The 26,254-nt window shown below is 59.5% G+C and carries 26 protein-coding genes; 15 read left to right on the top strand and 11 right to left on the bottom strand.

Features of this window, described 5'->3' with window-relative positions; translation table 11 throughout:
- Positions 1–47: 47 nt before the first annotated feature.
- On the top strand, positions 48–608 hold the full coding sequence (locus tag GRI41_RS12540; RefSeq protein WP_160605345.1) for a hypothetical protein: 561 nt from the start codon (positions 48–50) through the stop codon (positions 606–608).
- Between the two features lie 19 nt (positions 609–627).
- On the opposite strand, the gene GRI41_RS12535 is transcribed toward GRI41_RS12540, so the two are convergent.
- Positions 628–1,575, bottom strand: coding sequence for an ABC transporter ATP-binding protein (locus GRI41_RS12535; protein WP_160605343.1), 948 nt, complete (start codon positions 1,573–1,575; stop codon positions 628–630).
- 111 nt (positions 1,576–1,686) lie between these two features.
- On the opposite strand from GRI41_RS12535, the gene GRI41_RS14440 reads away from it, so the two are divergent.
- From GRI41_RS14440 to GRI41_RS12510, 6 genes are all read left to right on the top strand, one after another.
- Entirely contained in the window at positions 1,687–1,821 is a 135-nt protein-coding gene (locus GRI41_RS14440) for a hypothetical protein (protein WP_268893208.1), read from the top strand.
- A 55-nt stretch (positions 1,822–1,876) separates the two neighbouring features.
- A complete protein-coding gene (locus tag GRI41_RS12530; RefSeq protein ID WP_160605341.1) occupies positions 1,877–2,083 on the top strand; it encodes a zinc-finger domain-containing protein in 207 nt (68 codons plus the stop codon).
- Between the two features lie 100 nt (positions 2,084–2,183).
- Positions 2,184–3,608, top strand: coding sequence for a metalloprotease TldD (tldD, locus tag GRI41_RS12525; protein WP_160605339.1), 1,425 nt, complete (start codon positions 2,184–2,186; stop codon positions 3,606–3,608).
- 47 nt (positions 3,609–3,655) lie between these two features.
- Entirely contained in the window at positions 3,656–4,078 is a 423-nt protein-coding gene (locus GRI41_RS12520; protein ID WP_160605337.1) for a hypothetical protein, read from the top strand.
- Positions 4,079–4,105: 27 nt separating this feature from the next.
- Positions 4,106–4,522: a hypothetical protein gene (locus GRI41_RS12515; RefSeq protein ID WP_160605335.1), complete on the top strand. Its 417-nt coding sequence runs from the start codon at positions 4,106–4,108 to the stop codon at positions 4,520–4,522.
- A gap of 8 nt (positions 4,523–4,530) precedes the next feature.
- Complete coding sequence (locus GRI41_RS12510; RefSeq protein ID WP_235901224.1) at positions 4,531–5,082, top strand: DUF924 family protein; 552 nt, start codon at positions 4,531–4,533, stop codon at positions 5,080–5,082.
- Positions 5,083–5,090: 8 nt separating this feature from the next.
- Here the strand turns inward: GRI41_RS12510 and GRI41_RS12505 are convergent, their stop codons facing one another.
- The 4 genes from GRI41_RS12505 to GRI41_RS12490 all read right to left on the bottom strand — a co-directional run bounded on the left by GRI41_RS12505 (position 5,091) and on the right by GRI41_RS12490 (position 9,108).
- Complete coding sequence (locus GRI41_RS12505; RefSeq protein ID WP_160605333.1) at positions 5,091–5,825, bottom strand: hypothetical protein; 735 nt, start codon at positions 5,823–5,825, stop codon at positions 5,091–5,093.
- Positions 5,826–5,829: 4 nt separating this feature from the next.
- A complete protein-coding gene (locus tag GRI41_RS12500; RefSeq protein WP_160605331.1) occupies positions 5,830–6,831 on the bottom strand; it encodes an NAD(P)H-dependent flavin oxidoreductase in 1,002 nt (333 codons plus the stop codon).
- 119 nt (positions 6,832–6,950) lie between these two features.
- A complete protein-coding gene (locus GRI41_RS12495) occupies positions 6,951–7,649 on the bottom strand; it encodes an endonuclease III domain-containing protein (RefSeq protein WP_160605329.1) in 699 nt (232 codons plus the stop codon).
- A gap of 28 nt (positions 7,650–7,677) precedes the next feature.
- On the bottom strand, positions 7,678–9,108 hold the full coding sequence (locus GRI41_RS12490) for a hypothetical protein (protein WP_160605327.1): 1,431 nt from the start codon (positions 9,106–9,108) through the stop codon (positions 7,678–7,680).
- Positions 9,109–9,308: 200 nt separating this feature from the next.
- Here GRI41_RS12490 and GRI41_RS12485 point away from each other — a divergent pair, with 200 nt between their 5' ends.
- On the top strand, positions 9,309–9,677 hold the full coding sequence (locus tag GRI41_RS12485; protein WP_160605325.1) for a DUF7662 domain-containing protein: 369 nt from the start codon (positions 9,309–9,311) through the stop codon (positions 9,675–9,677).
- A 43-nt stretch (positions 9,678–9,720) separates the two neighbouring features.
- On the opposite strand, the gene guaA is transcribed toward GRI41_RS12485, so the two are convergent.
- On the bottom strand, positions 9,721–11,310 hold the full coding sequence (gene guaA, locus GRI41_RS12480) for a glutamine-hydrolyzing GMP synthase (protein WP_160605323.1): 1,590 nt from the start codon (positions 11,308–11,310) through the stop codon (positions 9,721–9,723).
- A gap of 127 nt (positions 11,311–11,437) precedes the next feature.
- Here guaA and GRI41_RS12475 point away from each other — a divergent pair, with 127 nt between their 5' ends.
- Complete coding sequence (locus tag GRI41_RS12475) at positions 11,438–12,670, top strand: TCR/Tet family MFS transporter (protein WP_160605321.1); 1,233 nt, start codon at positions 11,438–11,440, stop codon at positions 12,668–12,670.
- Between the two features lie 386 nt (positions 12,671–13,056).
- Here GRI41_RS12475 and GRI41_RS12470 read toward each other — a convergent pair whose 3' ends face one another.
- Positions 13,057–14,595 (bottom strand): class I adenylate-forming enzyme family protein, encoded by a 1,539-nt coding sequence (locus GRI41_RS12470; RefSeq protein ID WP_160605319.1) that lies wholly within the window; start codon positions 14,593–14,595, stop codon positions 13,057–13,059.
- 91 nt (positions 14,596–14,686) lie between these two features.
- Between GRI41_RS12470 and GRI41_RS12465 the strand changes: the two genes are divergently transcribed.
- Positions 14,687–15,535 (top strand): PIG-L deacetylase family protein, encoded by an 849-nt coding sequence (locus GRI41_RS12465; RefSeq protein ID WP_160605317.1) that lies wholly within the window; start codon positions 14,687–14,689, stop codon positions 15,533–15,535.
- A 4-nt stretch (positions 15,536–15,539) separates the two neighbouring features.
- Here GRI41_RS12465 and GRI41_RS12460 read toward each other — a convergent pair whose 3' ends face one another.
- Positions 15,540–16,922 carry an L-serine ammonia-lyase gene (locus tag GRI41_RS12460; RefSeq protein ID WP_160605315.1) on the bottom strand — a complete coding sequence of 461 codons (1,383 nt, stop codon included), beginning with the start codon at positions 16,920–16,922 and terminating at the stop codon, positions 15,540–15,542.
- A 126-nt stretch (positions 16,923–17,048) separates the two neighbouring features.
- On the opposite strand from GRI41_RS12460, the gene gyrB reads away from it, so the two are divergent.
- Genes gyrB through GRI41_RS12435 form a run of 5 tightly spaced genes read left to right on the top strand, consistent with a single transcriptional unit; the run spans position 17,049 to position 24,522 of the window.
- Complete coding sequence (gene gyrB / locus GRI41_RS12455) at positions 17,049–19,592, top strand: DNA topoisomerase (ATP-hydrolyzing) subunit B (RefSeq protein ID WP_202388806.1); 2,544 nt, start codon at positions 17,049–17,051, stop codon at positions 19,590–19,592.
- 14 nt (positions 19,593–19,606) lie between these two features.
- Complete coding sequence (locus GRI41_RS12450) at positions 19,607–20,398, top strand: M50 family metallopeptidase (protein WP_160605313.1); 792 nt, start codon at positions 19,607–19,609, stop codon at positions 20,396–20,398.
- A gap of 28 nt (positions 20,399–20,426) precedes the next feature.
- Complete coding sequence (locus GRI41_RS12445) at positions 20,427–21,527, top strand: AI-2E family transporter (RefSeq protein ID WP_160605311.1); 1,101 nt, start codon at positions 20,427–20,429, stop codon at positions 21,525–21,527.
- Positions 21,528–21,533: 6 nt separating this feature from the next.
- Positions 21,534–22,718, top strand: a complete 1,185-nt coding sequence (locus GRI41_RS12440; RefSeq protein ID WP_160605309.1) for a BaiN/RdsA family NAD(P)/FAD-dependent oxidoreductase — start codon at positions 21,534–21,536, stop codon at positions 22,716–22,718.
- Between the two features lie 46 nt (positions 22,719–22,764).
- Positions 22,765–24,522, top strand: a complete 1,758-nt coding sequence (locus GRI41_RS12435; protein ID WP_202388805.1) for a bifunctional metallophosphatase/5'-nucleotidase — start codon at positions 22,765–22,767, stop codon at positions 24,520–24,522.
- On the opposite strand, the gene GRI41_RS12430 is transcribed toward GRI41_RS12435, so the two are convergent.
- The 3 genes from GRI41_RS12430 to GRI41_RS12420 all read right to left on the bottom strand — a co-directional run bounded on the left by GRI41_RS12430 (position 24,519) and on the right by GRI41_RS12420 (position 26,252).
- Positions 24,519–25,145, bottom strand: coding sequence for a hypothetical protein (locus GRI41_RS12430; RefSeq protein WP_160605307.1), 627 nt, complete (start codon positions 25,143–25,145; stop codon positions 24,519–24,521). The genes GRI41_RS12435 and GRI41_RS12430 overlap by 4 nt on opposite strands.
- A gap of 61 nt (positions 25,146–25,206) precedes the next feature.
- On the bottom strand, positions 25,207–25,833 hold the full coding sequence (locus GRI41_RS12425) for a 1-acyl-sn-glycerol-3-phosphate acyltransferase (RefSeq protein WP_160605305.1): 627 nt from the start codon (positions 25,831–25,833) through the stop codon (positions 25,207–25,209).
- A 62-nt stretch (positions 25,834–25,895) separates the two neighbouring features.
- The gene (locus GRI41_RS12420; RefSeq protein ID WP_160605303.1) at positions 25,896–26,252 is read right to left on the bottom strand and encodes a hypothetical protein; all 357 of its coding nucleotides are present in this window, start codon (positions 26,250–26,252) and stop codon (positions 25,896–25,898) included.
- Between the last annotated feature and the right edge of the window lie 2 nt (positions 26,253–26,254).

The following is a 26,254-nucleotide window of genomic DNA, read 5'->3' as shown; positions in this document are numbered from 1 at the left end:
GACGGGCGGTCTTCACCATCTCCGCCATGCTTGCAAGGGTCGTGAATATGAAAATTTTTGCCACAACAGCCCTGCTGGCTGCCGCGCTATCCGCATCGGCTGCCTTTGGGCAATCTCCCGGTGATGCGATCACTTGGCGCAGCAACCACGCCGATGGCAATTGGATTGCGCACCAGACACCGGGTCGCTGCAATCTCAATTTCGGTTCGCAGCCAACCAGCCGGGACGATCTGGGCATTTCGATCTTCACCGACAAAGGCGACAAGGTATTCTACTATATCGCCTTCCTTACCCCACGTGACGTTTTCCCGGCAGAGGCGATGTCATCCCCGCAGACCCTGAACAATTTCCCGGTCCAGATCGCGATCACCATGAAAGACGGGGAGAAGATTTTTGGCGCGGTCCAGGCGAGCAAGCACCCGCCGAAGCCGAAGGAAAAATTTTCCTACTCGATCAGCCTGAACAAGGGCGCGCTGAACATGCTGGCCAATGCCAGCTCGATCGAGCTTTTGACCAAGGATCGCGGGCCCAAGGCCAAAGTGAACTTTGGCGCATCGGCACTGGCGGCAGCGATGGCGAAGATCAACGCCTGCGCAAAGGCGCTCTAGGCGCCAGCAAAAAACACTATCAATTCTGGCTGGTGAGCGAGACGAACACGTCTTCCAGATCGGCTTCGCGAGTCGTCACATCCTCGATCACGAAGCCCTGTTCCTGCACCATCGCCAGAACCTGCCCTGCGGTCAGCTTGTCCTTGTCGTAAGTGATCTCGACCGTCCGCTCGCTCGCTTTCTCGCTCTTGACGAATTGGGGGTGGACCGGCGGCGCGCCCATATCCTTGTCAAACGTCAAGGCGACGATTTTCTCCCGCGCCATATCGACCATTTCGCGAGTCGGTTTATTGGCAATCAGCTCGCCGTAATTGATAATCGCCACGCGGTCGCACAGCTGCTCTGCCTCTTCGAGATAGTGCGTGGTCAGCACCACCGTGACGCCATCGTCATTGAGTTCCTGCACCAGTTCCCACAATAGGCGCCGCAATTCGACATCGACACCCGCGGTCGGTTCGTCGAGCACAAGGATCGGCGGCGAGTGGACCATCGCCTTGGCAATCAGCAGCCGCCGCTTCATCCCGCCCGACAATGTCCGCGCATAGGCATCGCGTTTGTCCGCCAGATGGACGGCTTGCAGCAGCTTTTCGGACCGGCGCATGCTTTTGGCTATGCCGTAAAAGCCCGCCTGATTCTCCAGCACTTCAAAAGGCGTGAAGAAGGGATCGAAAACGATTTCCTGTGGCACGATGCCAATCGCGCGCTTCGCATTGCGGCGCTGCTCATCAATGTCGAAGCCCCAGATGATTGCGCTGCCGCTGGTCTTGTTGACCAGACCGGCAAGCACATTGATCAGCGTGGACTTTCCCGCGCCATTGGGGCCGAGCAGGCCGAAGATTCCGCCTTGGGGCACGTCAAAACTCACACCCTTGAGCGCAAGCTTACCCTCAGACTCGCCGTTCGGGCCCTTCACACCGGCATAGCGTTTGACGAGATCGCGGATCTGGATTGCGGGGGGTGTGCTCATGCCGCACGCCCTAGGATGGCTTGCAGCAATCCGTAAAGAGGGAACCGCGCGGGGGCTATGGTTATCGCGCCGTTAACCATACTTTAGGGGGTGCGCATTAGACGCCGCGCCATGACCAAGATTATGCGCCATATCGCCGCGACATTCAGCCACGCCCGCAATGTACGCAATGCGGAAACGAAAGAGGCGATCCCGCACCATGTTGCGATGGCCGCAATCGGGGTCACTGCGCCCGAATTTATCTGATCGCGATCACTGTCGCGCTTGCGCAGCGCGGCAATGCGATTTATCGGCGTGTGCCATGAGCACTACGACACCCGAAACAGTCAAAGTCGACACACGCCGCGTCAGCTGTGACGGGGCAACCGCCATTCGTGGCGGGGACCGGTTCAAACCCGCTGCTTTGGGACATCCCAAGGTCTATCTCGAGATCGACCAGCATGGCTATGTCGATTGCGGCTATTGCGACCGGCGTTTTGTGCTGGCGGGCGGGCCGGCAGACAGTTGAGCCACCATCCCAGCGAAGGCCGGGATCAATCTCAAACAAGCACTCCAACTGCAGCCGATCCCGGCTTTCGCCGGGATGAGGTGATGTGTATGTGTACACCATGACCGCAACCGATCCCCGCTCGCTTCTTTATGCTGACGGCAAACTCGATCCCGACGAGGCGCAAGCGCTGACCGCCGAAACGCTGAAAAATTGCGACGATGGCGAGCTCTATCTGCAGCACAGCGTCTCAGAAGCTTTCACCTTTGACGATGGCCGGTTGAAAACGGCGGATTATTCGCGCGACGCGGGCTTTGGCCTTCGCGGCGTGTCAGGCGAAATGACTGGCTTTGCCCATGCCAATGATATCAGCGCGGCGGCGATCAAACGCGCGGGCGAGACATTGCAATTGCTCGATCCGGCAACCGGCCGCTCTTCGCCCCAACCGCGCAAAAGCAACCAGCGGCTATACACCGATGCAAGCCCGCTCGACGCGGTGCCTTTTGCGAAGAAAGTCGCCTTGCTGGAACAGATCGACGCGGCTGCACGCGCGTGTGATCCGCGCGTGGCGCAAGTAACCGCTTCGCTCTCTGCAAGCTGGAGCGTGATCGAAATTGTCCGCGCTGACGGTTTTCGTGCAACCGATATCCGTCCGCTGGTCCGGCTCAATGTCGCGGTCCTGGCGGAGGCCAACGGGCGGCGCGAAAGGGGCTCTTACGGATTTGGCGGGCGCTATCTTTATGACAAGCTGTTCGAACAGGGCGAATTGAACCACGCAATCGACGAGGCGGTGCGGCAGGCGATGGTCAATCTGGAAAGTGTCGATGCCCCTGCGGGCGAAATGCCCGTGCTGCTCGCGCCCGGCTGGCCGGGTATCATTCTGCACGAAGCGGTCGGCCACGGGCTGGAAGGGGACTTCAACCGCAAAGGCACCAGCGCCTTTTCCGGCCGTATCGGAGAGCGCGTTGCGGCCCCCGGGGTCACCGTGATTGATGATGGCAGCATCGAAAACCGGCGCGGCTCGCTGAGCATTGATGATGAAGGCACGCCCACCGAAGAAACGGTGCTGATCGAAGACGGTATCCTGAAAGGATACATGCAGGACAGGCTCAATGCGCGGCTGATGGGGGTTGAGCCAACCGGCAATGGCCGCCGCCAATCCTATCAGCACGCCCCCATGCCGCGAATGACCAACACGTTCATGCGCGGCGGGACGGATGATCCTGCGGAACTGCTCGCCGGGATGAAGAACGGCATTTTCTGCAAGAGCTTTGGCGGCGGGCAAGTCGATATTGTCTCGGGCCGATTCACTTTCTCCTGCACCGAAGCTTACAAGGTAGAAGCGGGAAAATTGGCCGCCCCGATCAAGGGTGCGACGCTGATCGGAGACGGGCCGAGCGTGCTCAAACACGTCACCGGTATCGGCAATGACATGGCACTCGATGAAGGCATCGGCATGTGCGGCAAAGGCGGCCAAAGCGTGCCCGCAGGCGTGGGTCAACCGACTCTGCTGGTGGGCGGGTTAACCGTGGGCGGAACCGCCTGAAAACCGAGTCAGGCGACATTCAGACCGGTTTGGTATAAAGTGGCAAAATGACCCGTAGCGTCACCGCCATTTCCGCCCTTGCGGCCCTTGCAACATTGTTCGCAATGCCCGCTGCGGCTGAAGATAGCGAACAGGCGCCGCTTCCCAAAGGCGAGGCTGAATTGGCCGAGCTGCTTGACGGATATCAGGCCGGAGAGCCTGTCAAATGCCTGCGAAGTTCGCAGCGTGACCGCTTGCGCGTCATCGATGATACGGCGCTGGTTTTCCGTGATCGCCAGACGATTTATGTAAACCGGACCAATTCACCGCGGTTTCTCGACACTTTCGACGTTCCGGTATTCAAACTGTTTGGCAACAATCTGTGCCGCCACGACCAGATTGAAATGTACAGCCGCGACGGGCGCTTTACCGGCCCGATTGTAACGCTGAGCGATTTTGTTCCGTATACCAAGGTGGATACCGCCGACTAAATTCACGCCAAAACTGGGAGACACATTATGACCAATCTGAAACTGATCGCCGCTTCTTTTGCTGCGGCTGCCTTGGTCGCGATCCCGTCCGTCGGCGCTGAAACGCAATCCAGCGAGGAAATGACGGAAGGCGAGGCAAAACTTGCCAAAATGCTGGAGGGCCGTGTTGCCGGCGAACCGCAAAGCTGCATTTACGCCGCACCCAATCTCGATATCAAAGTTATCGATGGCACCGCGCTGGTCTATAAGAGCGGCCGCACGCTCTATGTAAACGTGCCGCATAATGCGCGCAGTCTGGACGATCGCGATACGATGGTCCGCCGCACGACATTCGGCAATCGCTGGTGCAATACCGACATTATTACCACCGTTGACCGGCATGTGGGGCACTACACCGGCAATATCAATCTCGGTAAATTCGTTCCCTACCGCAAAGCGAGCTGAACCCGTCCATGGCTGGCACGCCGCCCGCTTGGATGGGCGAATTGCTGCATTTCTGGTTCGAAGAGCTTGAGCCAAGCGATTGGTTCGGCAGCAGTGACTCTGTCGATTCCGCTCTCAGGCAGCGGTTTGAAGATGTTCTCGATAAAGCAAGCGCGCACAAAGCAAATGCGTTTCTGACTGACGCCAGATCGGCGCAAGCTGCCATCCTTCTGTTCGATCAGGTCCCGCGCAATATCTATCGCGGGACGGCGCGGGCTTTTGCTTTCGATCCTCTCGCAAGGGAAATCGCCAAAGGCGCAATCGCGCGCGGTTGGGACACCGCATTACCCGATAAAGAACGCCAGTTTGTCGCCATGCCGCTGATGCATAGCGAAGATCTTGCCGATCAGGAGGCAAGCCTTGCCTATTTCAGCGAGCATTTGCCCGACAATCGCTCTTTCGCGGAAAGCCATCATAAGATGATCGCGCAATTCGGCCGTTTCCCGCACCGCAATGACGTGCTGGGCCGGAAAACCACCGCAGCCGAGCAGCGCGCTATTGATGACGGAAACAGCTGGTAGGCCGCGGCTCACTCCAGCGTGTAGCCGAAATGCTCCATTTCGAATGCGCAGCTTTTCTCGACCAATCGCCGCAATGCGCGGTTTTGCCCGAAGAAGTGAACCGCTTTGGCCCCTTCAGGCCTGATCCCGGCCTTCGCGCGCGTGCCTGCGAACGCCTCTGCCAAACCGGATAGGGCCGGATAATCCCGCTCCAACGCGGCGATATCTTCGGCGAATTTTTCAAACCTGATAAACCTGTCGACCGTGATCTGACCGTCGATCAGATATTGTTCCCCATTGCGGCGCAATGACGGGTGAAATTCCATACACCACAGCGCAAACGGCATTTCTTCGGCATTGCGATCTTGCCACCAGAAATAGGTAGAAACAGCCAAATCGAACGGGTTGCGCACGATCGATATCTTGATCGCTTCGCTCCATTCCTTGTCCGTCAAACGATCGCGCACAAGGCTTGCGGAGATATGATTATAGAATTTGAGCGGCTGACCATCGCCCATCCCCCGCGCTTGCTGGCGCTTCGCTCTCGCCCGGTCATCATCTGTCGCCAAAGCCAGCTCGGCCTGCGCGTAGAGGTGCCCTTGTGGGCCGGGTAGCCCCTTCGCCGCGCGCAATTGTTCATCGCGGCCGAGCGGGGTCAGAATATCGCCCGGCTTGGCATATTTGGACAGAGCGATCTCGAAAGATGTGCCCGCCACCTTATGCGGCTTGAGAAATATCAGCCCGGGATCGCGTAGATAGATCATCGGCCTATATCAGCAATCCGGCAGTCCGGCGGAACTGTGCCGAGATGGCATTCATCCGCTGCCTGATATCTTCTGCCTCGCCCATGATCCGGTCGATCAGTTCCTGACATGTCGGGATATCGTTGATCAGACCGGCGACCATGCCGCAGCTCCACGCACCGGCATCCATATCGCCTTCCATCATGATCCGCGGATAGACGCCCGCGACTTCTTCAATGATGTCTTCGAATTTGAGATCCGCACCCAATGCGCGTTCCTTTTCGAGCAAGCGTTCAACCGCTTCATTGGTCATCACCCGCTCGGTATTGCGCAAGGGCCGCATTACCAGACGCGTATCAAGCTCGCTTGCGGCAACGATCGCAGCTTTGACATTGTCATGCACCGGCGCTTCCTTGGTCGCGATAAAGCGCGTGCCCATATTCATACCCGCCGCACCCATTGCGATGGAGGCCATCAGCGAGCGTCCGTCTGCCATTCCGCCGGAAGAAACGAAGGGGATTTCAAGCTCGTCCGCCGCGCGCGGCAGCAGGATGAAATTCGGCACATCGTCCTCACCCGGATGGCCGCCGCATTCGAAACCGTCGACCGATACCGCATCGCAGCCGATGCTTTCGGCTTTCTTTGCGTGCCGCACGCTGGTGCATTTGTGGATGACCTTGACCCCGGCTTCCTTGAAGAAGGGGAGGACTTGCGCCGGGTTGTTGCCCGCCGTTTCAACCGCTTTCACCCCGCCTTCGATAATCGCGCGGACATAGCCGGGATAATCGGGCGCGTTGACCGTGGGAAGGAATGTCAGATTCACCCCGAACGGCTTGTCGGTCATTTCCCGGCAGCGGGCGATTTCCTTTGCCAGGTCATCGGGCGTTTTCTGGGTCAGGCCGGTGATAATGCCGAGACCGCCGGCATTGGAAACCGCCGCCGCCATTTCGGCAAAGCCGACATAGTGCATGCCGCCCTGGATGATCGGGTGCTCGATGCCGAACAATTCGGTGATGGCGGTTTTCATGGGTGTTTCCTCTCAGTCGATTCTGTGTGGAATTGGCCTGTCGCAAATTGACCGGCTGCGCAAGATTGACGCTGCGGAAGGTCGCACATTCTGGCGGAATCAACACCGAGAGTGCCGGATCATCGCTTTGCCGTCGCGCAGTCATCGCGCAGCGGACAGGCCCCGCAATCCATTCGCGAAGGCCGGCAGAACGTCTGCCCCGCGCGCTTTACCAGCAGATGATGTTCATCAATATCGCGTGCGGTCCATTCGCCCGGCAGGACCGGCGCCAGTGCGTCATAGGCCCGCGTGATATCGGCCTTGGGCGGGACAAGCCCCATCCGCCTGATCACCCGCAGGTGGTTGCCGTCGATCACCAATGCGGGGCGGTCAAAGATGCTGGTATTGACCACGCCTGCGCTGATCTTGCGCGCCACACCGGGCAGCGTTTCGAGCCACGCCATCGCGTGCCCGGTTGGCAGATTGGACAAATGCCGCAAATCAACCTGCCCGCGTTCGGCCATGATCTGGTTCAGGCAATCGCGCAGTCGCCGCGCTGATTGCTCGGGAAAGGTCTGCCGAGAAAGAACCTGTTTAACAGCGTCCAGCGGCGCGGCGGCGACCGCTTCCCACGTTCCGAAGCGATCGAGCAAAGCGTCAGTCGCCGCATTGGAAACCGCCGTCTTGCTGCGCGCGCCAATCACTCCCTGCACCAAAGTCCATACAGGATCGCGGCGCTTGTCGTCGGGCCGGATGATCCGCCCGAAATGCTTTATCAGCGCGCTGTGGATGCGGCGGAGAATTTCGGTGCGCGGGTCAGAGCCGAGGGGAAGTTGCATGACCCCGGAAATTTGGTGCTCGCGCGGTTCAGGTCAATCCCTTTGCTGCGCAGACATAGGGCTTTTCACCGAAACCGTCGCGATGTGTGCCAGCAAGATGGAAGCTGGTGTAATCGCGTTTTCCTTCCGGCGGGTCACGGACAAGGTCGAGCGTCATCGTCACCGTTGACGGGTCGCTCCAGCTCAGACCATCGGGAAGCGCGTCCCGCTTGACCACAGAGATCGAACCGATGGTGATGCGCGGCATGTTCTCGTGCACCGACACCTCGCCGGACCCCTGCTCTTGCGAATGATATGTCTTGCCCGAAACCAGCCCGCTATTGTCGAATGTGAGAGACAATTTCGTTCCCGGCAATTGCGTGACCCGCATGATCGAACCGACCGACGCTTCGGGCACCACCGTTCCGACATGGCATTCCCAATAGGCCTTGTCTTGCACGCGGTAGAGGAAAGCGAGCGCGCTTTCGCGATTCATCTTGTCCCGCAGCTCTGTGTGTATCCGGCCGCTTTCGAAGCGCGAAAGGTCGGCAGTGGGCAGGAATTCATCTTCGCGAAGCATGGTCTGGCAATCTTGCAGATAATAATCGTTGCTCCGCGTCAGCAGAGACGAAGCCTCGTCGAGGAAGTCTTGCGATATTTTTGCCCGCGCTTGCGCACCAGCCTTGGCCATCGTGCAGCTGACCGAGTTGATTTCACCGTCGATGCCGAGCCGCTGGATCAGTGCCAGCGCAGCGGCCTGCGAAGCCTGCGCATAATAAAGGTCCTTCATTTTCGATCCCGGCGTTTTCTCGCGCGCCGCCAGAACCATCGCCGAGTCATAGGCCTGGAGGCAGGTAAAATGGATCAGCTTGCGCGGTATCCCGACCGCGCTTTTGAATCCGAGGCAGGCAGTTATCGCTTCCTGCTTGGGATTGGCTGCCGTTGTTTTCATCAACCCGAACCGCTCTGGCGCGGCCAGACTGTCGGAGGGGAAAAGCTGCTTGCAGGCGTTGAGCCGGGTCTTGGCGGGGCCCAGAAAGGCGGTCTGGTTCCGTGCCGAATGCCCTTCCTCAATCTGGTTGTAACGGGCCACCGCATGCGACGCCATGACGCACGAACTTCGCGTCAGCTTCCCATCCATGCCGATCCGGAAATACATGGCGATCGTCGCGGTTTCGGCTGCGCGCGAGCGATAGGTGTTGGCAATATCGCGCGCGACATTGCTGTTGGTTCGCGGCGCATTGGATGCCAGCCCGTCTTCCGCGGCATCCACCGCGTCGAGGCAGGCATCATACATATGCTCGCGGGAAAGCTTGGTATTGGGCTGGAACGTCCGGCACCGGTCAATGATCTCGACAAGCGTCATCGTTTCCGTTGAGGGAGACGATGACGGCGGCGGCGGCGGCGGGGGTGTCTGGCCCCAAGCCGGATGGGAGACCGCCAAAGCCAACAACCCGATCCCGATCCAACGCGTTTGCATGGCAATTCCCCCAGACAATTTCGCTCCGCATACCACCAAGCGATTTCGCCGCCTTGCAAGAACGCGTCAGGTCGGGGTTGGGCTATCGATAGGTCGGAGCGTTTCGGCGCGCGGATCGGAGCTGCGCGCAGGCCAAAAAACACTTGACATAATATTACTTATTATATAAATATATCACACCTTGGTACTCGGAGTGCATTATGTCAAAGTACGATCCTCTATCAAACCTTCTCGCAGACTATGATGGAAACGAAGTTTGGCTCACCTTCAATCAGATCGGAGACATGATTGATGGCGACTTACCAGATAGTGCCTATCGGCATCGTCCTTGGTGGGCTAATCGCACGGATGATCGCGGCGGTCAGCACTTGGCTTGGCAAAGTGTCGGCTGGGAAACGCGCGACGTTGACATGAGTCGTGAGCGCGTTCGCTTCATTCGTCTCTCAAATGAGCGGAAGTCAGCACAGACCGCGTTGCCGAAGCCGATCTCAATCCTTGAAGCGAAAGAGGGTTTGGCAGCCAAATTTGGGGTTCCCCTCGATGCAATCGAAATCAGCATCAGAGCATAAGAACTGGGTCGTCTAGCGATTCGTCGAAACTAAGCCGCGCGCGTTATTCCCACTCGATCGTGCCTGGCGGTTTGCTGGTGTAGTCATAGACGACGCGGTTGATGCCTTGCACTTCGTTGACAATCCGCGTTGCCACTTGCGTCAGGAATGCGGCGTCGAAGGGATAGACATCTGCCGTCATACCGTCGGTGCTGGTCACCGCGCGCAGCCCGCAAACGCTGTCATAGGTGCGGTGATCGCCCATCACGCCCACCGTTTTGACGGGGAGCAGCACGGCGAAGGCCTGCCAGATCGCGTCGTATAGGCCGGCTTTGCGGATTTCATCGAGATAGATCGCATCGGCTTTGCGCAGGATATCGCAGCGGGATTTGTCCACCTCGCCCGGAATGCGGATTGCCAGGCCCGGTCCGGGGAACGGGTGACGGCCGACAAAGATATCGGGCAGGCCCAACTCGCGGCCCAGATCGCGCACTTCATCCTTGAACAGTTCGCGCAATGGCTCGACCAGTTCCATATTCATCCGTTCGGGCAAGCCGCCGACATTGTGGTGGCTTTTGATCGTCACGCTTGGCCCGCCGGTGAAAGACACGCTTTCGATCACATCGGGATAAAGCGTGCCCTGGGCAAGGAAATCCGCGCCACCGATTTTTGCCGCTTCTTCTTCGAACACATTGATAAACTCGCCGCCGATGAATTTACGCTTCTTCTCCGGATCGGACACGCCATCGAGCCCCGCCATGAAGCGTTCTTCGGCATCGACCACGACCAGCGGGATATTGTAATGATCGCGGAACATGGTTTCGACCTGCTGGCGTTCGTCCAGCCGCAGCAAGCCGTGATCGACGAATACGCAGGTCAGTTGGTCACCGATTGCCTCGTGGATCAGGATCGCTGCGACAGAGCTATCGACCCCGCCCGACAATCCGCAGATCACGCGCTTGTCACCCACTTGCTCGCGGATTTCGGCGACTTTGGTTTCGCGATAGGCGGCCATTGTCCAATCGCCTTTAAGCCCGCAAACCTTATGCGCGAAATTGGCAATCAGCTTTCCGCCATCGGGCGTGTGGACGACTTCGGGATGGAACTGGGTGCCGTAAAACTGGCGTTTTTCATCGGCGATCACCGCAAAGGGCGCGCCGTCGCTGGTGGCAACGATTTCGAACCCGTCGGCAAAACGGGTGACCTTGTCACCATGGCTCATCCACACCTGATGGCGCTCGCCCTCTTTCCACAGGCCGTCAAACAGCGCGCAATCCTTGGTCACGGTCAGGAAGGCGCGGCCAAATTCGCCGCCCTCACCCGTTTCGTGGCCGGGGCGCACTTCGCCGCCCAGCTGGTGAGTCATCACTTGCTGGCCGTAACAAATGCCAAGGATCGGAATGCCCGCCTCGAACAGCAATTCGGGCGCGCGCGGGCTGCCTTCTTCGGGAACCCCGGCGGGGGAACCGGACAGGATAATCCCTTTGGGCTTCATCCGGTGAAACGCTTCTTCCGCCATGGAGAAAGGCGCGATTTCCGAATAGACGCCCGCTTCGCGCACGCGGCGCGCGATAAGCTGGGTCACCTGGCTGCCGAAATCGACGATCAGGATGGAATCGGGCCGGGTGGAATCGAGATTGTGTGCTGGGTCCATGCGCGCGGCGATAGGCAATCGGCTTCAAACCGGCAAGATAGCTTGGCCGTAAACCCAGAGGCTGGATCGATTGTGTTCCCCCGCCATTTCATCTAGCCGGTCGCTTCGATCAGGGGGAACAGAACCGATGACGAAACACGCCAGCCTCGGATTCGTTTTTATGGTGGTGTTCCTCGACATGCTCGGCTTCGGGCTGATTATGCCCGTGCTACCGTCGCTGATCATGGAATTGGGCGCATTTCCGGTGGACCGCGCGGCGATATGGGCCGGTTGGCTCGGCGCTGGTTATGCCGCGCTGCAATTCATTTTCGCGCCGATCATCGGCAATCTGTCGGACCGGTTCGGCAGGCGGCCGGTGCTGCTCGCTTCGATCTTTGCCTTCGGGCTCGATTATCTGCTGATGGCCTTCGCGCCGACTTTGTGGTGGCTGGTCGTCGGGCGGATGATCGCGGGCATTACCGGGGCCAGCTTCTCCGCCGCCTATGCCTATATTGCCGACATCACCCCGCCGGAAAAACGCGCGGCCAATTTCGGTCTTGTCGGCATGGCTTTCGGGCTGGGCTTCATATTCGGTCCGGCGCTTGGCGGTGCGCTTGGCGTGTTTGACCCGCGCTATCCCTTCCTCGCCGCGGCGGCGCTGGCCTTCCTCAATTTCGCCATCGGTTTCTTTGTATTGCGCGAGAGCTTACCGCCGGAAAAGCGGCGGGCGTTCAATCTCGCGAGAGCCAATGCCTTTTCGAGCCTCAAGGCACTGGGCCAGCAGAACACCACCGTGCTCTGGTTCGTGGCGGCGCTGGGCGTGTGGCAGCTGGCGCATTTGGTCTATCCGATCATCTGGGCCTATTTCGCCATCGCCGCATTCGGTTGGGGAGAGGCGGAAATCGGCTTCTCGCTCGCCTGCGTGGGGATATCGAGCGCGCTGGTGCAGGGCCTCGGCCTGCGATATCTTGCGCCCAAACTGGGTGAACGCAATTCGGTGATCGTCGGCATCGCTTCGGTGCTGATCGTCAGCCTGGTATATGCCTTTGTCCGTTTCGATCCGCTGATTTACGCGGCCTTGCTGTTCGGCGGATTGCAAGGCCTCGTCCAGCCTTCGATCGCGGCGATGAACAGCCGGTTTGTCGATGCGACCAGCCAGGGCGAATTGCAGGGCGCAACGCAGGCTGTGGGTAGCCTGGCTGCGGTCATCGGCCCGCCGATTTACACGCTGGTCTTCGCCGCATTTGCTGGCGCCGAATACCGGTTCCCGGGCATGCCGATCCTGCTGGCGGCGGGCTTTGCCCTGATCGCGCTCGCCCTGTTCCTGATGGGCCTTGGCCGCGCTGAGAAAGCCGCGGACATTGCGCCTTCGGGCGGCTAATTTCCGGCCAGAATATTCGCGGTTTCACCTGGCAGTTTGATGCTCGCCCGGGCTCTCGCATGACCCAAAGTTTTGTTGCAAAAAAGTGAACAATGCCTGAGGTTTTGTCATTTGTATAAATTCGCGCGCACTATTATTTCGTCTTCCGAACCGGCGGATCGGTCTCCTCTCCCAAAAACCGCTGCCGGGGACGAACGGGAAAATGACAGCGTTTAACGCATCTTTTTCCGGCTGAAATCTCCGCTGCCCGCGAGTGCGGCACAGCGCCCGGCCCGAGGCAAAGTCCCAGGCCCGCCGCTGAGAGAGATGGAAGCGACCAGAGACGCGGCTGACCTACAGTCCCCCTCCCTTTTGCAGGCAGCCGCGTCTCTAAATCTTCCCTATACCTAATCCGGAAGCCCGCGAGTTTCGGCTTCGCTGCGCAGCTCTGTCTTGAGCAGTTTGCCGATATGGCTGCGCGGCATTTCGTCGATTGCGTGCAGCGCCGATAGCCGCTGCGTCTTGCCCAAACGCGCATTCACTGTGCCGAGAATATCGGCGGTATCCTTCGGCGCGTTCAGCGTCACAAAGCCGACCGGCGTTTCGCCCCAGGCCTTGCTCGGCACGCCGATCACCGCGGCCTCAACCACGCCGTCTTCTTTCAGCAGTTCATTCTCCAGATCGACGGGGTAGATATTGAAGCCACCCGATATGATCATGTCTTTCGCGCGGCCGACCAGCTCGACAAAGCCATCCTCGTCGACACGGCCAATATCGCCCATCCGCATCCACCATTCGCCCGTTTCCGGATCGATCCATTGCGCTTCGGAGGTTTTGCCGGGCTGGTTCTTGTACCCGCTCATCATCGCCGGACCGCGCCCGATCAGTTCGCCCGCCTCGCCCGGCGGCAGTAACTGCCCATCCTCGCCCATGACTTTGAGCTCGCTGCCCGGCGCGGGCTGGCCCACCGTGTGCAGTTTGGTCGGGTGTTCATGCGCATAGAGCAGGCACACCACGCCGCCTTCGGTCATCGAATAGATCTCGATCAAACCGCCCGGCATGCGCTTGAGAACTTGGGCCTTGAGCTCGGCAGAGAACGGCGCCGAAGTGCAATATTTGATCTGCAGGTTGGACAGGTCGAAATCATCGAATGCCGGTTCATCCATCAGCCGCTGATATTGCACCGGAACCAGCATGGTTAAGGTGATCCGGTCACGCTGGGCAATTTCCAGCCAGCGGACGGTGTTGAACTTGCCCATGATGCTCACCGTTCCGCCCGCGAGCAATGCCGACAGAAACGCCACCATCGTCGTGTTCGAATAAAGCGGCGTGGAAGTCAGCGAGCGCACCTCCAGCCCGGTCGCGAGAAAGGACGCGGCGGTCGCGGCAAACTGGCGCCAGCGCATGGTGTGCGAATGGACGATGCCTTTGGGAATACCGGTGGTTCCGCTCGAATAGATAATGTTGAACGGTTCATCGCCGGTCGGCTCGATCAAAGCGGGCTGCGCACCCGCCGGTGCCATCCAGCTGTCCAGCTCTTCATCCAGTACGATATGTTCCAGATCGGGTACAAAGCCTTCTCCAAGCTCGGTCAGTTTTGCGCGATCGACGAACAGATGCCGCGCACCCGAATCCTTAGCCATGCCGTCGAGCTGTTCTGGGCTGGCGCTCGTCGTCAGCGGTGCAGCGACACCGCCTGCCAGAACGGCGGCCAGAAACACCAGCGCATAATTGACGGTCGAAGTGCCCAGAATCGCAACCGATTGGCCGCGCTCCAGACCCTTTGCCTGCAATTGCGCCGCGATCCGGTCAACGCGCTCCATCATTTCCTGCCACGACAATTTGCCATTGTCGTCGCGCAGAGCGGGATGATCGGGTTGCTGACGCGCCCAGCCGTCCAAAATGGTGCGATAGGAACCGAAAGGGGCGGATAGGGTCTCAAGCATCGTCAACCGGGTGCTCCTGATATAATGCGTCTATGCTATTGGTCGGCCGGCACTTACGCAGGCTTGCCAAGCAAAGCCAAGGAGATTCCGGATGCGTGCAATTGGTTGGGTGGCAGCAATGGCGGCGATGTTGGCCGGCGGACCAGCGCATGCGCATGAAGCCGGAGTCGAAGCCGAGGCCAAAGGCAAGCCGCGGCTGCTGTTTGTGTTTGCCCATCCCGATGACGAGCTATTCGTCGCCCCCGTACTGGCGCGGGCGGCACGCAGGGGCCAGCCGGTAACGGTAATATTCGTCACAAGCGGGGATCAGGGACCGGGAGTGTCAACGATGGAGCGCGGCGCGGCATTGGCCGCCCACCGCGAGAATGAAGCGCGCTGTTCGATGCAGGCGCTGGGCAATCCCGATGTCACATTCCTGCGGCTGGGCGATGGCACGCTGGGCGTCAATGCCCACCATCCGGGCAGCCCCGCACAGAAGCTGTCTGCCGCGCTGCAACCCTTGATCCGAACGGGCAATTTCGAACTCGTTTTCACTTGGGGGCCCGATGGCGGATATGGCCATGCCGACCACCGGATGGTCAGCGCCGTGACCACGCAGCTGGTGCAGGAAATGGGTGAGGACCGCCCGGCGGTGATGTATCCGGGAATCCCCAAAGGCACGCTGCCCCCGGTGGCGGAAATGCAGAACTGGGCACAAACCGATCCCGAATTGCTGCAAGTGCCGTATGACTATTCGCCCGATGATCTGGCCGCTTCGATCCGCGCTGCGGATTGTCACAAGAGCCAGTTCGACGATGCGGCGCGGGCCGGCATGATCCAATTGTTTGACCAGACCATTTGGCAGGGCGCCGTGCATTTCCGCATCGGCTTGCCAGAGCTCCCGCCGCTGATCGACGATGCACCCGCAGCGCAGCCTCAAGCAACAGGCGCGCAGCAATAGAGGGTCAGCACTCGATAACGTTGACCGCCAGCCCGCCCTGGCTCGTTTCTTTGTATTTGGTGGACATATCGAGGCCGGTCTGGCGCATGGTTTCGATCACTTGATCGAGCGAAACGATCGACACTTCATCGCGGTGAAGCGCCAAACGCGCGGCATTGACCGCCTTGACCGCGCCGATCGCGTTGCGTTCGATACACGGCACTTGCACCAGCCCGCCCACCGGATCGCATGTCAGGCCGAGATTGTGTTCCATCCCGATTTCCGCCGCGCTGGCAATCTGGGTCGGTGTTCCGCCCCACAGTGCCGCAAGCCCGCCGGCCGCCATCGAACAGGCCACGCCCACTTCGCCCTGACAGCCCATTTCCGCCCCCGAAATCGAAGCCCGCTGCTTGTACAGCAGGCCGATTGCCCCGGCAGTGAGCAGGAATTTGCGGCGGCTTTCGGTGCACGCATTGTCTTCGGCGTCGAGGCAATAAAACCGCATCACCGCGGGCAGAATCCCCGCCGCGCCATTGGTTGGCGCGGTCACAACTTTGCCGCCCGCCGCATTTTCTTCATTCACCGCCATCGCAAAGCAATTGAGCCAGTCGAACAATTGTTCGCGCTCATTCGATTGCGGGTTGGATTGCAGCTTGCCCCAAAGTTCGGGCGCGCGGCGGCGGACCTTCAGCCCGCCGGGAAGAATGCCCGTCTGCGCCAGCCCGCGATCGATGCAGCCATCCATCGCCTCGGCAACCTTGTCGATCCCGGCCAGGGTCTTCTCGCGCGGACGCATCGCATCTTCGTTCTGAAGCACCAGATCGTGGATCGACAATTGTTCTGCGGCGCACAGTTCCAGCAAATCGGCCGCCGAAGCAAAGCGGTGCGGCACCGGGCTGCCCGCCTTTACGCGATCATTCTTGGCCGGCTTTTCCAGCTGCCGCTGCGATGCCACGAACCCGCCACCAGTGGAGAAATACTGCCTGTCCGAGAGCACTTCGCCCGCGCTGTCATAGGCGATCAGCCGCATCCCGTTGGGGTGCAGATCGGGAATGATATGCCCGGCCAGATCGACATCGGCGCTGCTATCAAAGGCAATGTCGCGTTCGCCGCCGAGCGACAGCACATTCTCGCTCTCGATCCGGTCAAGCTGGGCGTCACCTTTCGCCGGATCATAAGTTTCAGGCCGGTGACCCATCAGCCCCAATATCGACGCGCGCGGCGTGCCGTGGCCGATACCTGTCAGCGCCAAAGACCCCTGCAATTCGATGTGGATTTTGGCCACACGGGCGAACTTTCCGCTGCGTTTGAGCGCGCGCACAAACATGCTCGAAATCCGCATCGGTCCGACCGTGTGCGAACTGGAAGGGCCAATCCCGATCCGGAAAATATCAAGCACCGACAGCATGGCATTCTCGTTGCGCTGTAGCCGGCCAGACGTCAACCGGTTTCATATGAAACGATCCCGCCGATTGGTGTGGGTAAAAGGGGCAAAACGCTTTGGATATGCCCACGCAGCACCTATATAATGGGCATGAGCGAAACACCCGATACTCCAGAGAATCTGCCGCCCGAAAAAGCCGTCCAGCAGGGCGAATATGGTGCCGATTCGATCAAAGTTCTCAAAGGCCTGGACGCCGTCCGCAAACGTCCCGGCATGTATATTGGCGACACCGATGACGGCAGCGGTCTGCACCATATGGTGTTCGAAGTTTCGGACAATGCGATTGACGAGGCTTTGGCCGGGCATTGCGATCTGGTTCTGATCGAGCTCAACCCCGATGGTTCGGTTTCGGTAGAGGATAATGGCCGCGGCATTCCGGTCGGGATGCACAAGGAAGAGGGCGTGTCAGCCGCAGAAGTTATCATGACCCAGCTGCATGCGGGCGGTAAATTCGACAACACCAATGATGACAATGCCTACAAGGTTTCCGGCGGCTTGCACGGCGTGGGCGTGTCGGTGGTCAATGCGCTGAGCGAGTTCCTGGAGCTGACGATCTGGCGCGAAGGCAAAGAGCACTGGATGCGCTTCGAACATGGCGAAGCGGTCAATTCGCTGGAAGTCAAAGGCGATGCCCCCAAGGTTGACAGCAACGGCGATAAAGACGGCCTGAAGAAGGGCACGCGTGTCACTTTCATGGCGAGCGAGGAAACTTTCAAAAACGTCACTTCCTATGACTTTGAAAAGCTCGAACATCGTTACCGCGAGCTGGCCTTCCTCAATTCGGGTGTGCGCATTCTGATCCGCGACAATCGCGGCGAAGAACCGCAGGAACATGATTTGTTCTATGAAGGCGGGATCGGGGCATTTGTATCCTATCTTGACCGCAACAAGCAGGCGCTGATCGAAGAACCGATTGCGATATCTGCGGAGAAAGACGGGATCGGAATCGAAGTCGCGCTGGAATGGAACGATTCCTATTACGAAAACGTGCTGTGCTTCACCAACAACATCCCGCAGCGCGATGGCGGCACCCATCTGGCCGCCTTCCGCGCCGCCTTGACCCGCACGCTCAACAATTACGCCGCGTCTTCGGGCCTGATGAAGAAGGAAAAAGTCAGCCTGTCGGGCGAAGATATGCGCGAAGGCCTGACCGCGATTGTTTCGGTCAAATTGCCCGATCCGAAATTCTCTTCGCAAACCAAGGACAAGCTGGTTTCCTCCGAAGTCCGCCAGCCGCTCGAAGCGCTGATGGGCGAGAAGATGACCGAATGGCTGGAAGAAAATCCTGCCAACGCCAAAACCATCATCCAGAAAGTTATCGACGCTGCCGCCGCGCGCGAAGCGGCCAAGAAAGCGCGCGAGCTGACCCGGCGCAAGGGCGCGATGGATATCGCCAGCCTGCCCGGCAAGCTGGCCGATTGCCAGGAACGCGATCCGGCGAAATCGGAACTGTTCCTAGTGGAGGGCGATTCTGCGGGCGGCAGCGCCAAGCAGGGCCGCGACCGGCATTATCAGGCGATCCTGCCGCTCAAAGGTAAGATCCTCAATGTCGAACGCGCGCGGTTTGACCGGATCATTTCATCGAAGGAAGTCGGCACGCTGATCCAGGCAATGGGCACCGGTATCCGCGATGAATTCACGATCGACAAGCTGCGCTATCACAAAATCGTGATCATGACCGACGCCGATGTTGACGGGGCGCATATCCGCACGCTGCTGCTGACATTCTTCCACCGGCAAATGCCGGAGATCATCAAGAACGGCCATCTGTTCATCGCCCAGCCGCCTTTGTTCAAAGTCAACAAGGGCCGCAGCGAGGTCTATCTGAAAGACCAGCCGGCAATGGACCGCTATCTGATCGAGGCCGGATTGCAGGGCCAGTTGCTGGAAACCCAAGGCGGCGCGCGCGGCGGGGCAGAGCTGTCGGCGCTGGTCGAGCATGCCTTGCAAATCCGCAATCTGATGGCGTTTGTGCCGACGAAATATGACGCCGCTCTGATAGAAGCGATGGCGCTGGGCGGCGCGCTTGATCCCGCGCTTGACCACAATGGCCGCCAGGCGGCGCTGACCAATGCCGCGCGCCGTCTCCAGCTGGGCGACAGCGAGGCCAAATGGTCCGCGAAAATCCGCGATGACGGTTCGGTCATTTTTGAACGGCTGTGGCGCGGTGTGACCGATGTTCACGAAATCGAAGCGGCATTCCTGACCAGCGCCGAAGCCCGCAGGCTGCATCGCATCGCTTCGGATCATGCCGATCTCTACGAACATCCCTCGCGTCTGGTCAAAGGATCGAGCGAGGATGCCGCTGCTGCTGACGACAATGATGATGCCGCCGAGGCGCCCGCTTTCGCAGATGATGGCGCCATCACCCGGCCAACCCAATTGCTCGACGCGGTAATGGCGGCGGGACGCAAGGGCCTGTCGATCGCCCGCTATAAAGGTCTGGGTGAAATGAACGCCGAGCAGCTTTGGGAAACCACGCTCGATCCGGAAAACCGTGCGCTGCTGCAGGTGAAAGTCGAAGATGCGGATATTACCGACGAGATCTTCACGCGGCTGATGGGCGATGTGGTCGAACCGCGGCGTGAGTTCATTCAGGACAACGCGCTGAATGTCGCCAACCTAGATATCTAGAGCGCGAAATGGGCGTGCGTGACAAACTTTCCGGTCTGTTCCGCCGTCCGAAAAAATACAGCGCGATCGAGCCTGCAAAATTCGGTGCGAGCCCGTACAAGCCTGCCAAGGATCATCCCGGCTGGCTCGCGCTTGCGGCATTGGCGGTTATCATCCTGCCCAAGCTGCCGCTGGGCAATTACATCACTTACCCGTTCTTCATCCTGACCACCTGGTTTCACGAGATGGGGCATGGGCTGACCGCGATCCTGCTCGGCCTCGATTTCTACGAATTGGTTATTTTCGCCAATGGCAATGGCTATGCGATGACCGGATCACCGCCCGGCACCTGGCCGGTTACAGAGGCGCTGGTCAGCGCGGGCGGCCCGCTGGGCCCGGCCATCGCCGGTTCCTTGATGATCCTTGCTTCAACCAAAGAGAATATGCGGCGGCTGGCGCTGACCGCGCTGGGCGGGGTGATCATAATCACCACCGCAATCTGGGTGCGCAGCGTGGTGGGCTGGGCGGTATTGCTCCCCACAGCAGTGCTGATCCTGTTCATCGCGCAAAAAGGAAGCGAGGCCGTCAGCCGTTTTGCCGTCCAGTTTCTGGGCATCCATGCGGCGGTGAGCATGTTTGGCCAATGGGGCTATCTGTTTTCAACCGGAGCCGTCATTGGCGGCGTGCACCAGAATTCCGACACCGGAGCCATTGCCGAAGAGCTCTTGCTGGCGCACTGGTTCTGGGCCGGGGCGATCATCGCGGCCGCTGCGCTGATGCTGGGCGCCAGCCTGTACCGCGTGCTGGTCAAAGACGCGCGGCGCTGAGCACAATCCGAAGCTGAAGGAGCAACCCATGGAAGCCAACGCACCGAACAACGCAATCGAGCGCGGCGGATTTGTGCTGTTCCTTGCGCTGGTCACGTTGGCACTGCTGTTGGTGATCTGGCCGTTTGCGCGCCCGCTTTTGTGGGCGACATTGGCGGCAATCATGTTCCAGCCGCTGTTCCAATGGTTCCGCCGGAAACTGGGCGGCAGCGACAGCCGCTGCGCGGCGGCGGCGTTGCTGATCATCACCGTAGCCGTGCTGATCCCGGCTTTCTTCGTCGGCAGCATTGCGGTCGAACAAATGGTCGAGGTGTTCTTCGCTTTCAGAGATGGCGAGATTGATGTGGCTGCATGGTTCACCCAAATCCACGACGCATTGCCGCTGGGCATTCAGGCCTCGCTCGACAATGCTGGCTTCGGCAATCTGCAGGGCCTGCTCGACAAGGCGCAGGATTTCGCCCGCGAAAGTACCGGGGCAATTGCGCGTCAGGCAGTGACCATTGGCAGCAGCGCCGCCGGTTTCGTGCTTGCTTTCGGTGTCGGCCTCTATGCAACCTTCTTCCTGCTGCGCGACGGCAAGACCATCGGCCGCGCGGTGGTTGGCGCATTGCCAATGGAACGCGATATTGCCGAGCGGCTGGCCGACAAATTCCTCAACATCGTCCGCGCCACCGTGAAAGGATCGGTGGTGGTCGGCCTTGTTCAGGGCGCACTCGGGGCAATCACTTTTGCAATTGCCGGCGTCCCTTCGGCAATGCTGTTCGGCCTGCTGATGGCGGTGTTCTCGCTATTGCCCGCCTTGGGCCCGGCGATTGTCTGGGGGCCGGTGGCGGTTTGGCTGCTCGCGACCGGGGCAATCTGGCAAGGCATTCTGGTAATCGTGTCGGGCATCGTGGTGATCGGCATGGCCGACAATTTGCTGCGCCCCATTCTGGTCGGGCGCGACACCGGAATTCCTGACTGGATGATTCTGGTGACGACGCTTGGCGGCATTGGCTTGATGGGGCTTTCGGGGATCGTTGTCGGCCCCTTGGTTGCCGGGCTGTTTCTCGCCGCATGGACTATTTCGAAAGAACAGCGCGAGCGCGATCTGACCCCTCTGGAACCGGACGCGGCCGAGCCCGCCTGACCGCGCATGGCCTATGATACGATTATCCTTGGCGCCGGTGCCGCCGGTCTGTTCTGCGCAGCCAGAGCCGGGCAGCGCGGCAAGCGCATACTTGTGCTGGAAAAAGCACCCACGCCGGGCAGGAAGATACTGATCTCGGGCGGGGGACGGTGCAATTTCACCAATATCGGCGCGGGCCCGGCCAATTATCTCTCCGCCAATCCGCATTTCGCGAAATCGGCACTCAGCCGCTACACCCCGCGCGATTTCCTCGATCTGGTCGAAAGCTATGGCATCGCCTGGCACGAGAAGACGCTGGGCCAGCTGTTCTGCGATCAAAGCGCAAGGCAGATTGTCGCGATGCTGCTGGAGGAATGCGACAAGGCGAAAGAAGCAGGCGGGCATGTCGAGGTGATGTGCGACCAGCATGTGACCGCGGTCGAGCAGGCCGATGGCAGCTTTCTGGTCAGGGCAAATGGCGCATTGCACGGCGCGCATTCGCTGGTAATCGCGACCGGCGGGCCTTCGATTCCGAAAATGGGGGCGACCGGCTACGCCTATGATCTTGCGCGGCAATTCGGGCTGAAAGTGGTGGAGCCGCGCCCCGCGCTGGTCCCGCTGACGCTGGGCGGGGACGATGTGTTGTTCCGCGATATTTCGGGCGTTTCCGCCGAAGTGGTGGCCAGCAGCGGTAAGACCGCTTTTCGCGAGGCGGCCCTATTTACCCATCGCGGCTTGTCCGGCCCGTCGATCCTGCAAATTTCATCCTATTGGCAGTCCGGAAAGACCGTCGCGATCAATTTCCTGCCGGACCGGGCAGAGGGCTGGCTGCTCGACGCCAAACGCGCAAACCCGCGCAGCAATCTGAAGTCCGTTCTCAAAGACGCTCTGCCAGACCGGCTGGCGGCGATCCTCGCCGAAAAGCTGTCCGTCACGGTCGAGCTGGGCAATGCCCCCGACAAGACGTTGCGCGCGGCAGAAGCGAAGCTGGCACGGTGGGAATTTTTGCCCAACGGGTCCGAAGGCTTCGCCAAGGCCGAAGTCACCGCGGGCGGCATCGACACCGGCGAATTGTCATCCAAGACGATGGAAGCCAAAAAAGTCCCGCGCCTCTACGCAATTGGCGAAGCGGTCGATGTGACGGGATGGCTTGGCGGATATAATTTTCAATGGGCATGGGCATCGGCCGCCGCAGCGGCAGCGGATTTATAGCGCGGCGAGACTTTACATTGACACAATCGCGTCGCATCGACGGGTGATGATCAAATCGACAGCAAAATTTCTTACCGCGGCTCTGTCTGCCACGCTGCTTGGCGGGTGCATGACGGTCCCCGACAGTTCCACCGACATCGCATCGGCAGACCCGGTCACCGTCAAAATTATCGGGCTCAACGATTTTCACGGCAATATAGAGCCGATCCGCCGCCCGATCGGAGTGATGGATGATGCGGGCCAAACGCAGCAGATCTATGCAGCGGGGGCAGCCTATCTTGCGACCGTGATCGAGCAATATCGCGAAGGGTTCGACAATACTCTGGTGATTGCGGCGGGCGATCTGATCGGCGGCAGTCCGCTGGCCTCGTCAATCTTCCTTGATGAACCCGCGATTGGCGCGATGAACCGGATGGGCCTCGATTTCAACGCGGTCGGCAATCACGAGTTTGACCGCGGCTGGAAAGAATTGAAGCGCATTCAGGACGGCGGGTGCGAAAAGAACACGCTGCGCCAGCCATGCGCGGTCGAAAACCCTTATCCCGGCGCCGAATTCCGCTTTCTCGCCGCCAATGTCGTGATGCCGGACGGAAGCACATTGTTTCCTGCCTATGGCATCAAGCGCTTCGATGCCGGTGGTCAGGATATCGCGGTTGGCGTTATCGGCCTGACGCTGAAAGACACGCCTACTCTGGTGACGCCCAGCGGGGTTGCGGGCCTGCAATTTACCGACGAAGCGGCGGCGATCAACGCATTGATTCCCGATCTGGAGAAAGCCGGTGCCGATGCGATCGTGGTGTCAATCCACCAGGGCCTCTACACCGAAGTCGGCTATAATAACAAAAGCTGCGGCGGCGTTTCGGGCCCGCTGCTCGATATTCTGGCGCAGCTTGATCCCAAGATCGACGTGGTGATTTCGGGCCACACGCATTTCGCCTATGTCTGCGACTATTCGGCGATCGATCCCGCGCGCGATTTCCTGGTGACCAGCGCCGGTTATGGCGGATCGATGCTGACCGATATTGTTCTGACGATTGATCCGGCAACGGGCGATGTCACCGCGAAAAGCGCGAACAACGTGGTGGTGCAAAGCGTCGGAACAACCCGCGACGGATCGCCAGCCGTGCCCAGCGCGGACTATCAACAATTTGCCGCAAATCCCGAAATGGCGGCCTATGTTAAGCTTTATGTCGAGGCATCGCGCGCGGCGGCAGAGCGCCCCATCGGGCGGATATCGGGGGATGCCAAAGACCCCGGCCCGGCAACCGAAGAAACGCGGCTGGGCAATTTCATTGCCGATGCGCAATTGTTCGGCACCGCAGAAGCGGGCGCGCAGATCGCATTCATGAACAATTCGGGCATCCGCACCGGCTTGGCGCCCGGTGACGACGGGACCATCACCTATGGTGATGCCTATGCCGTCCAGCCTTTCGGCAATACTCTGATCACCAAGAGCTTTACCGGCACGCAATTGCTGGCTCTGCTGGAACAGCAATTCGATGATGAAGGCTTTGTCCAGACATTCTCTGCGTCGAAAGGCTTCGCGCTAAGCTATGATATGACGCGCCCGGCCGGCAGCCGTGTAGTCTCGGTGACGCTGGAGGGGAAACCAATCGATCCATCCGCCACCTACCGTGTCACCATGAACAGCTTTCTGGCCGCAGGCGGGGACAGTTTCACCGTGTTTGAAGAAGGCAGCGATGTCGTGACGGGGCCGGTCGATCTCGACGCGTTTGAGGCCTATTTGCAAACCACCGATGTGCTCGAACTGCCCGCTTTGGGCCGGATCACCCGCGCCGATTAAGCAAGCTTCAGGCTTGCCACGCCGCGCGCACCGCCTTTCTTGGCGGTCAGGCCGGCAAACAGCGTATCGATAATCTGGCCGAGCTTCTCCTCGGTCAGCCTGTCGCCCAGCATCATCATCACTTGCGGTGATGTGTAGCAGATCACCATCTGGTTGATCAGCGACATCGCCTGATCGATCTTCAAATCCGCGAAGAATCCTTCGGCCTGCGCTTCGGCGACGAGAATGCTCATATAGTGGTCGGCCAGATCGATATAGCCGCGCACTTGCTCCAGCCGTGCGGTTCCCAGTTCGACATAGAGCGCGAACTGCGCCGGATCCTGACGGTAACGGTCCATCTCACGCGCAAAGCGCCGCGCGAAAAATTCGTAGAACTTGCGCTGGATCGGCAGATCGGATTCGATCACCTCTTCCATGATCGCAATGTCTGGCGCGTACCAGTCTTCCAGTATCGCCTGGAACAGATCGTCTTCTTCGGGAAAGATCGCATCGATGCGCGAACGGGCGATTTCGGCTTCCGACGCGAGTATGGCACGGCTGACTTCGCTGCCGCGCCTTTCGATCAGCCTCATCGCCAGCCTGACCAGGCCGCCGCGTTCTTCCTGAAGATCGTCTTGCGTCATCGCGCACCTTCCTGCCGAAAAATTTGGCGCTGAAGGCTATGTAATGAAGATTGCCGGCTTCTCAACCGCCCTGTTCGGCAATTACCCGCTTTGCTTGCGCTTCGAGCACTTTGTAACGCTCGTAATTGGGCAATTTGGACCGCATGAATGCGGCAATCTTGGCGAGATCCTCGCCATAATTGCCCGTTGGCCAAACCGGCTCGCTGAAACCCAATATCTTGCGTTCGTTGCAAACCCATGCGGCAATGATCGGAACCTTGGCGGCGCGGGCAATATTGTAAAAGCCCGATTTCCAGCTGCCATCGGTGGTGCGCGATCCCTCCGCCGCGATGACCAGCGCCAGTTCATCGCGCCGTTCAAATTCCGCCGCGACCTGTTCGACCGCATTGGCGCGTTTGGTCCGGTCGATCGGGATACCGCCCATATCGAACATGAAATTGCGCATGATGCCCTGAAACAGCGTGTGTTTGCCCATGAAATTGGGCTGCACACCCAGTTTCGCGGTCGCACCGGCGAAAAACACGAAGTCCCAATTCGACGTATGCGGCGCGCCCGCGATCACATATTTTTTTAGATCTTTGGGCAAGCCGCCATCGAGCTTCCAGCCCTGCCAGCTGTATATCAACATGATGATCCGCCGCACGATACGCGACAGGACCGAACGCTTGCGTTGAGGATTTTCCGGCATTCTCTCTCCCTATGCAAACTGCCTAGCAGCTACATTGGGGAAAGCGAGCGAAGTTTGGCGCTTCAGTTTGCGCCTTCAACCGGCTGACTGAGTTTCTTTCCTTCAAAAAACTCCACAAAGACCTTGCGGGTTTTTGCCTCGGTCAAATTGCCTCGCCGTACCCAGAACGGCTTTCGCTTCTGCTTGGAACGGTCAATCCAGTCGCCGGTCGTCAACGTTTGGCGAAACCACCAACCGCGCGGCTTTGCCGTGACAATCCAATAGGCGTCATCGCGCTCCGCCCGGATGGAATGCTTTGTGCCGTCTTTGAGTTCGACAGCTTCGCCATCATCAATCCGCGACAGCAATGACAGCTCTGTCCGCAGATTTTCAACGCTCGATATTTCTACCAAGCGACCACCGGGCAAATGAAGCTCCATCG

The sequence above is a fragment of the Pontixanthobacter aquaemixtae genome (genome assembly GCF_009827395.1).
GTDB classification, from domain to species: Bacteria; Pseudomonadota; Alphaproteobacteria; order Sphingomonadales; family Sphingomonadaceae; genus Pontixanthobacter; species Pontixanthobacter aquaemixtae.
Note: the sequence above shows the minus strand (reverse complement) of the source record. Positions and strands in the feature narration are given on the sequence as shown.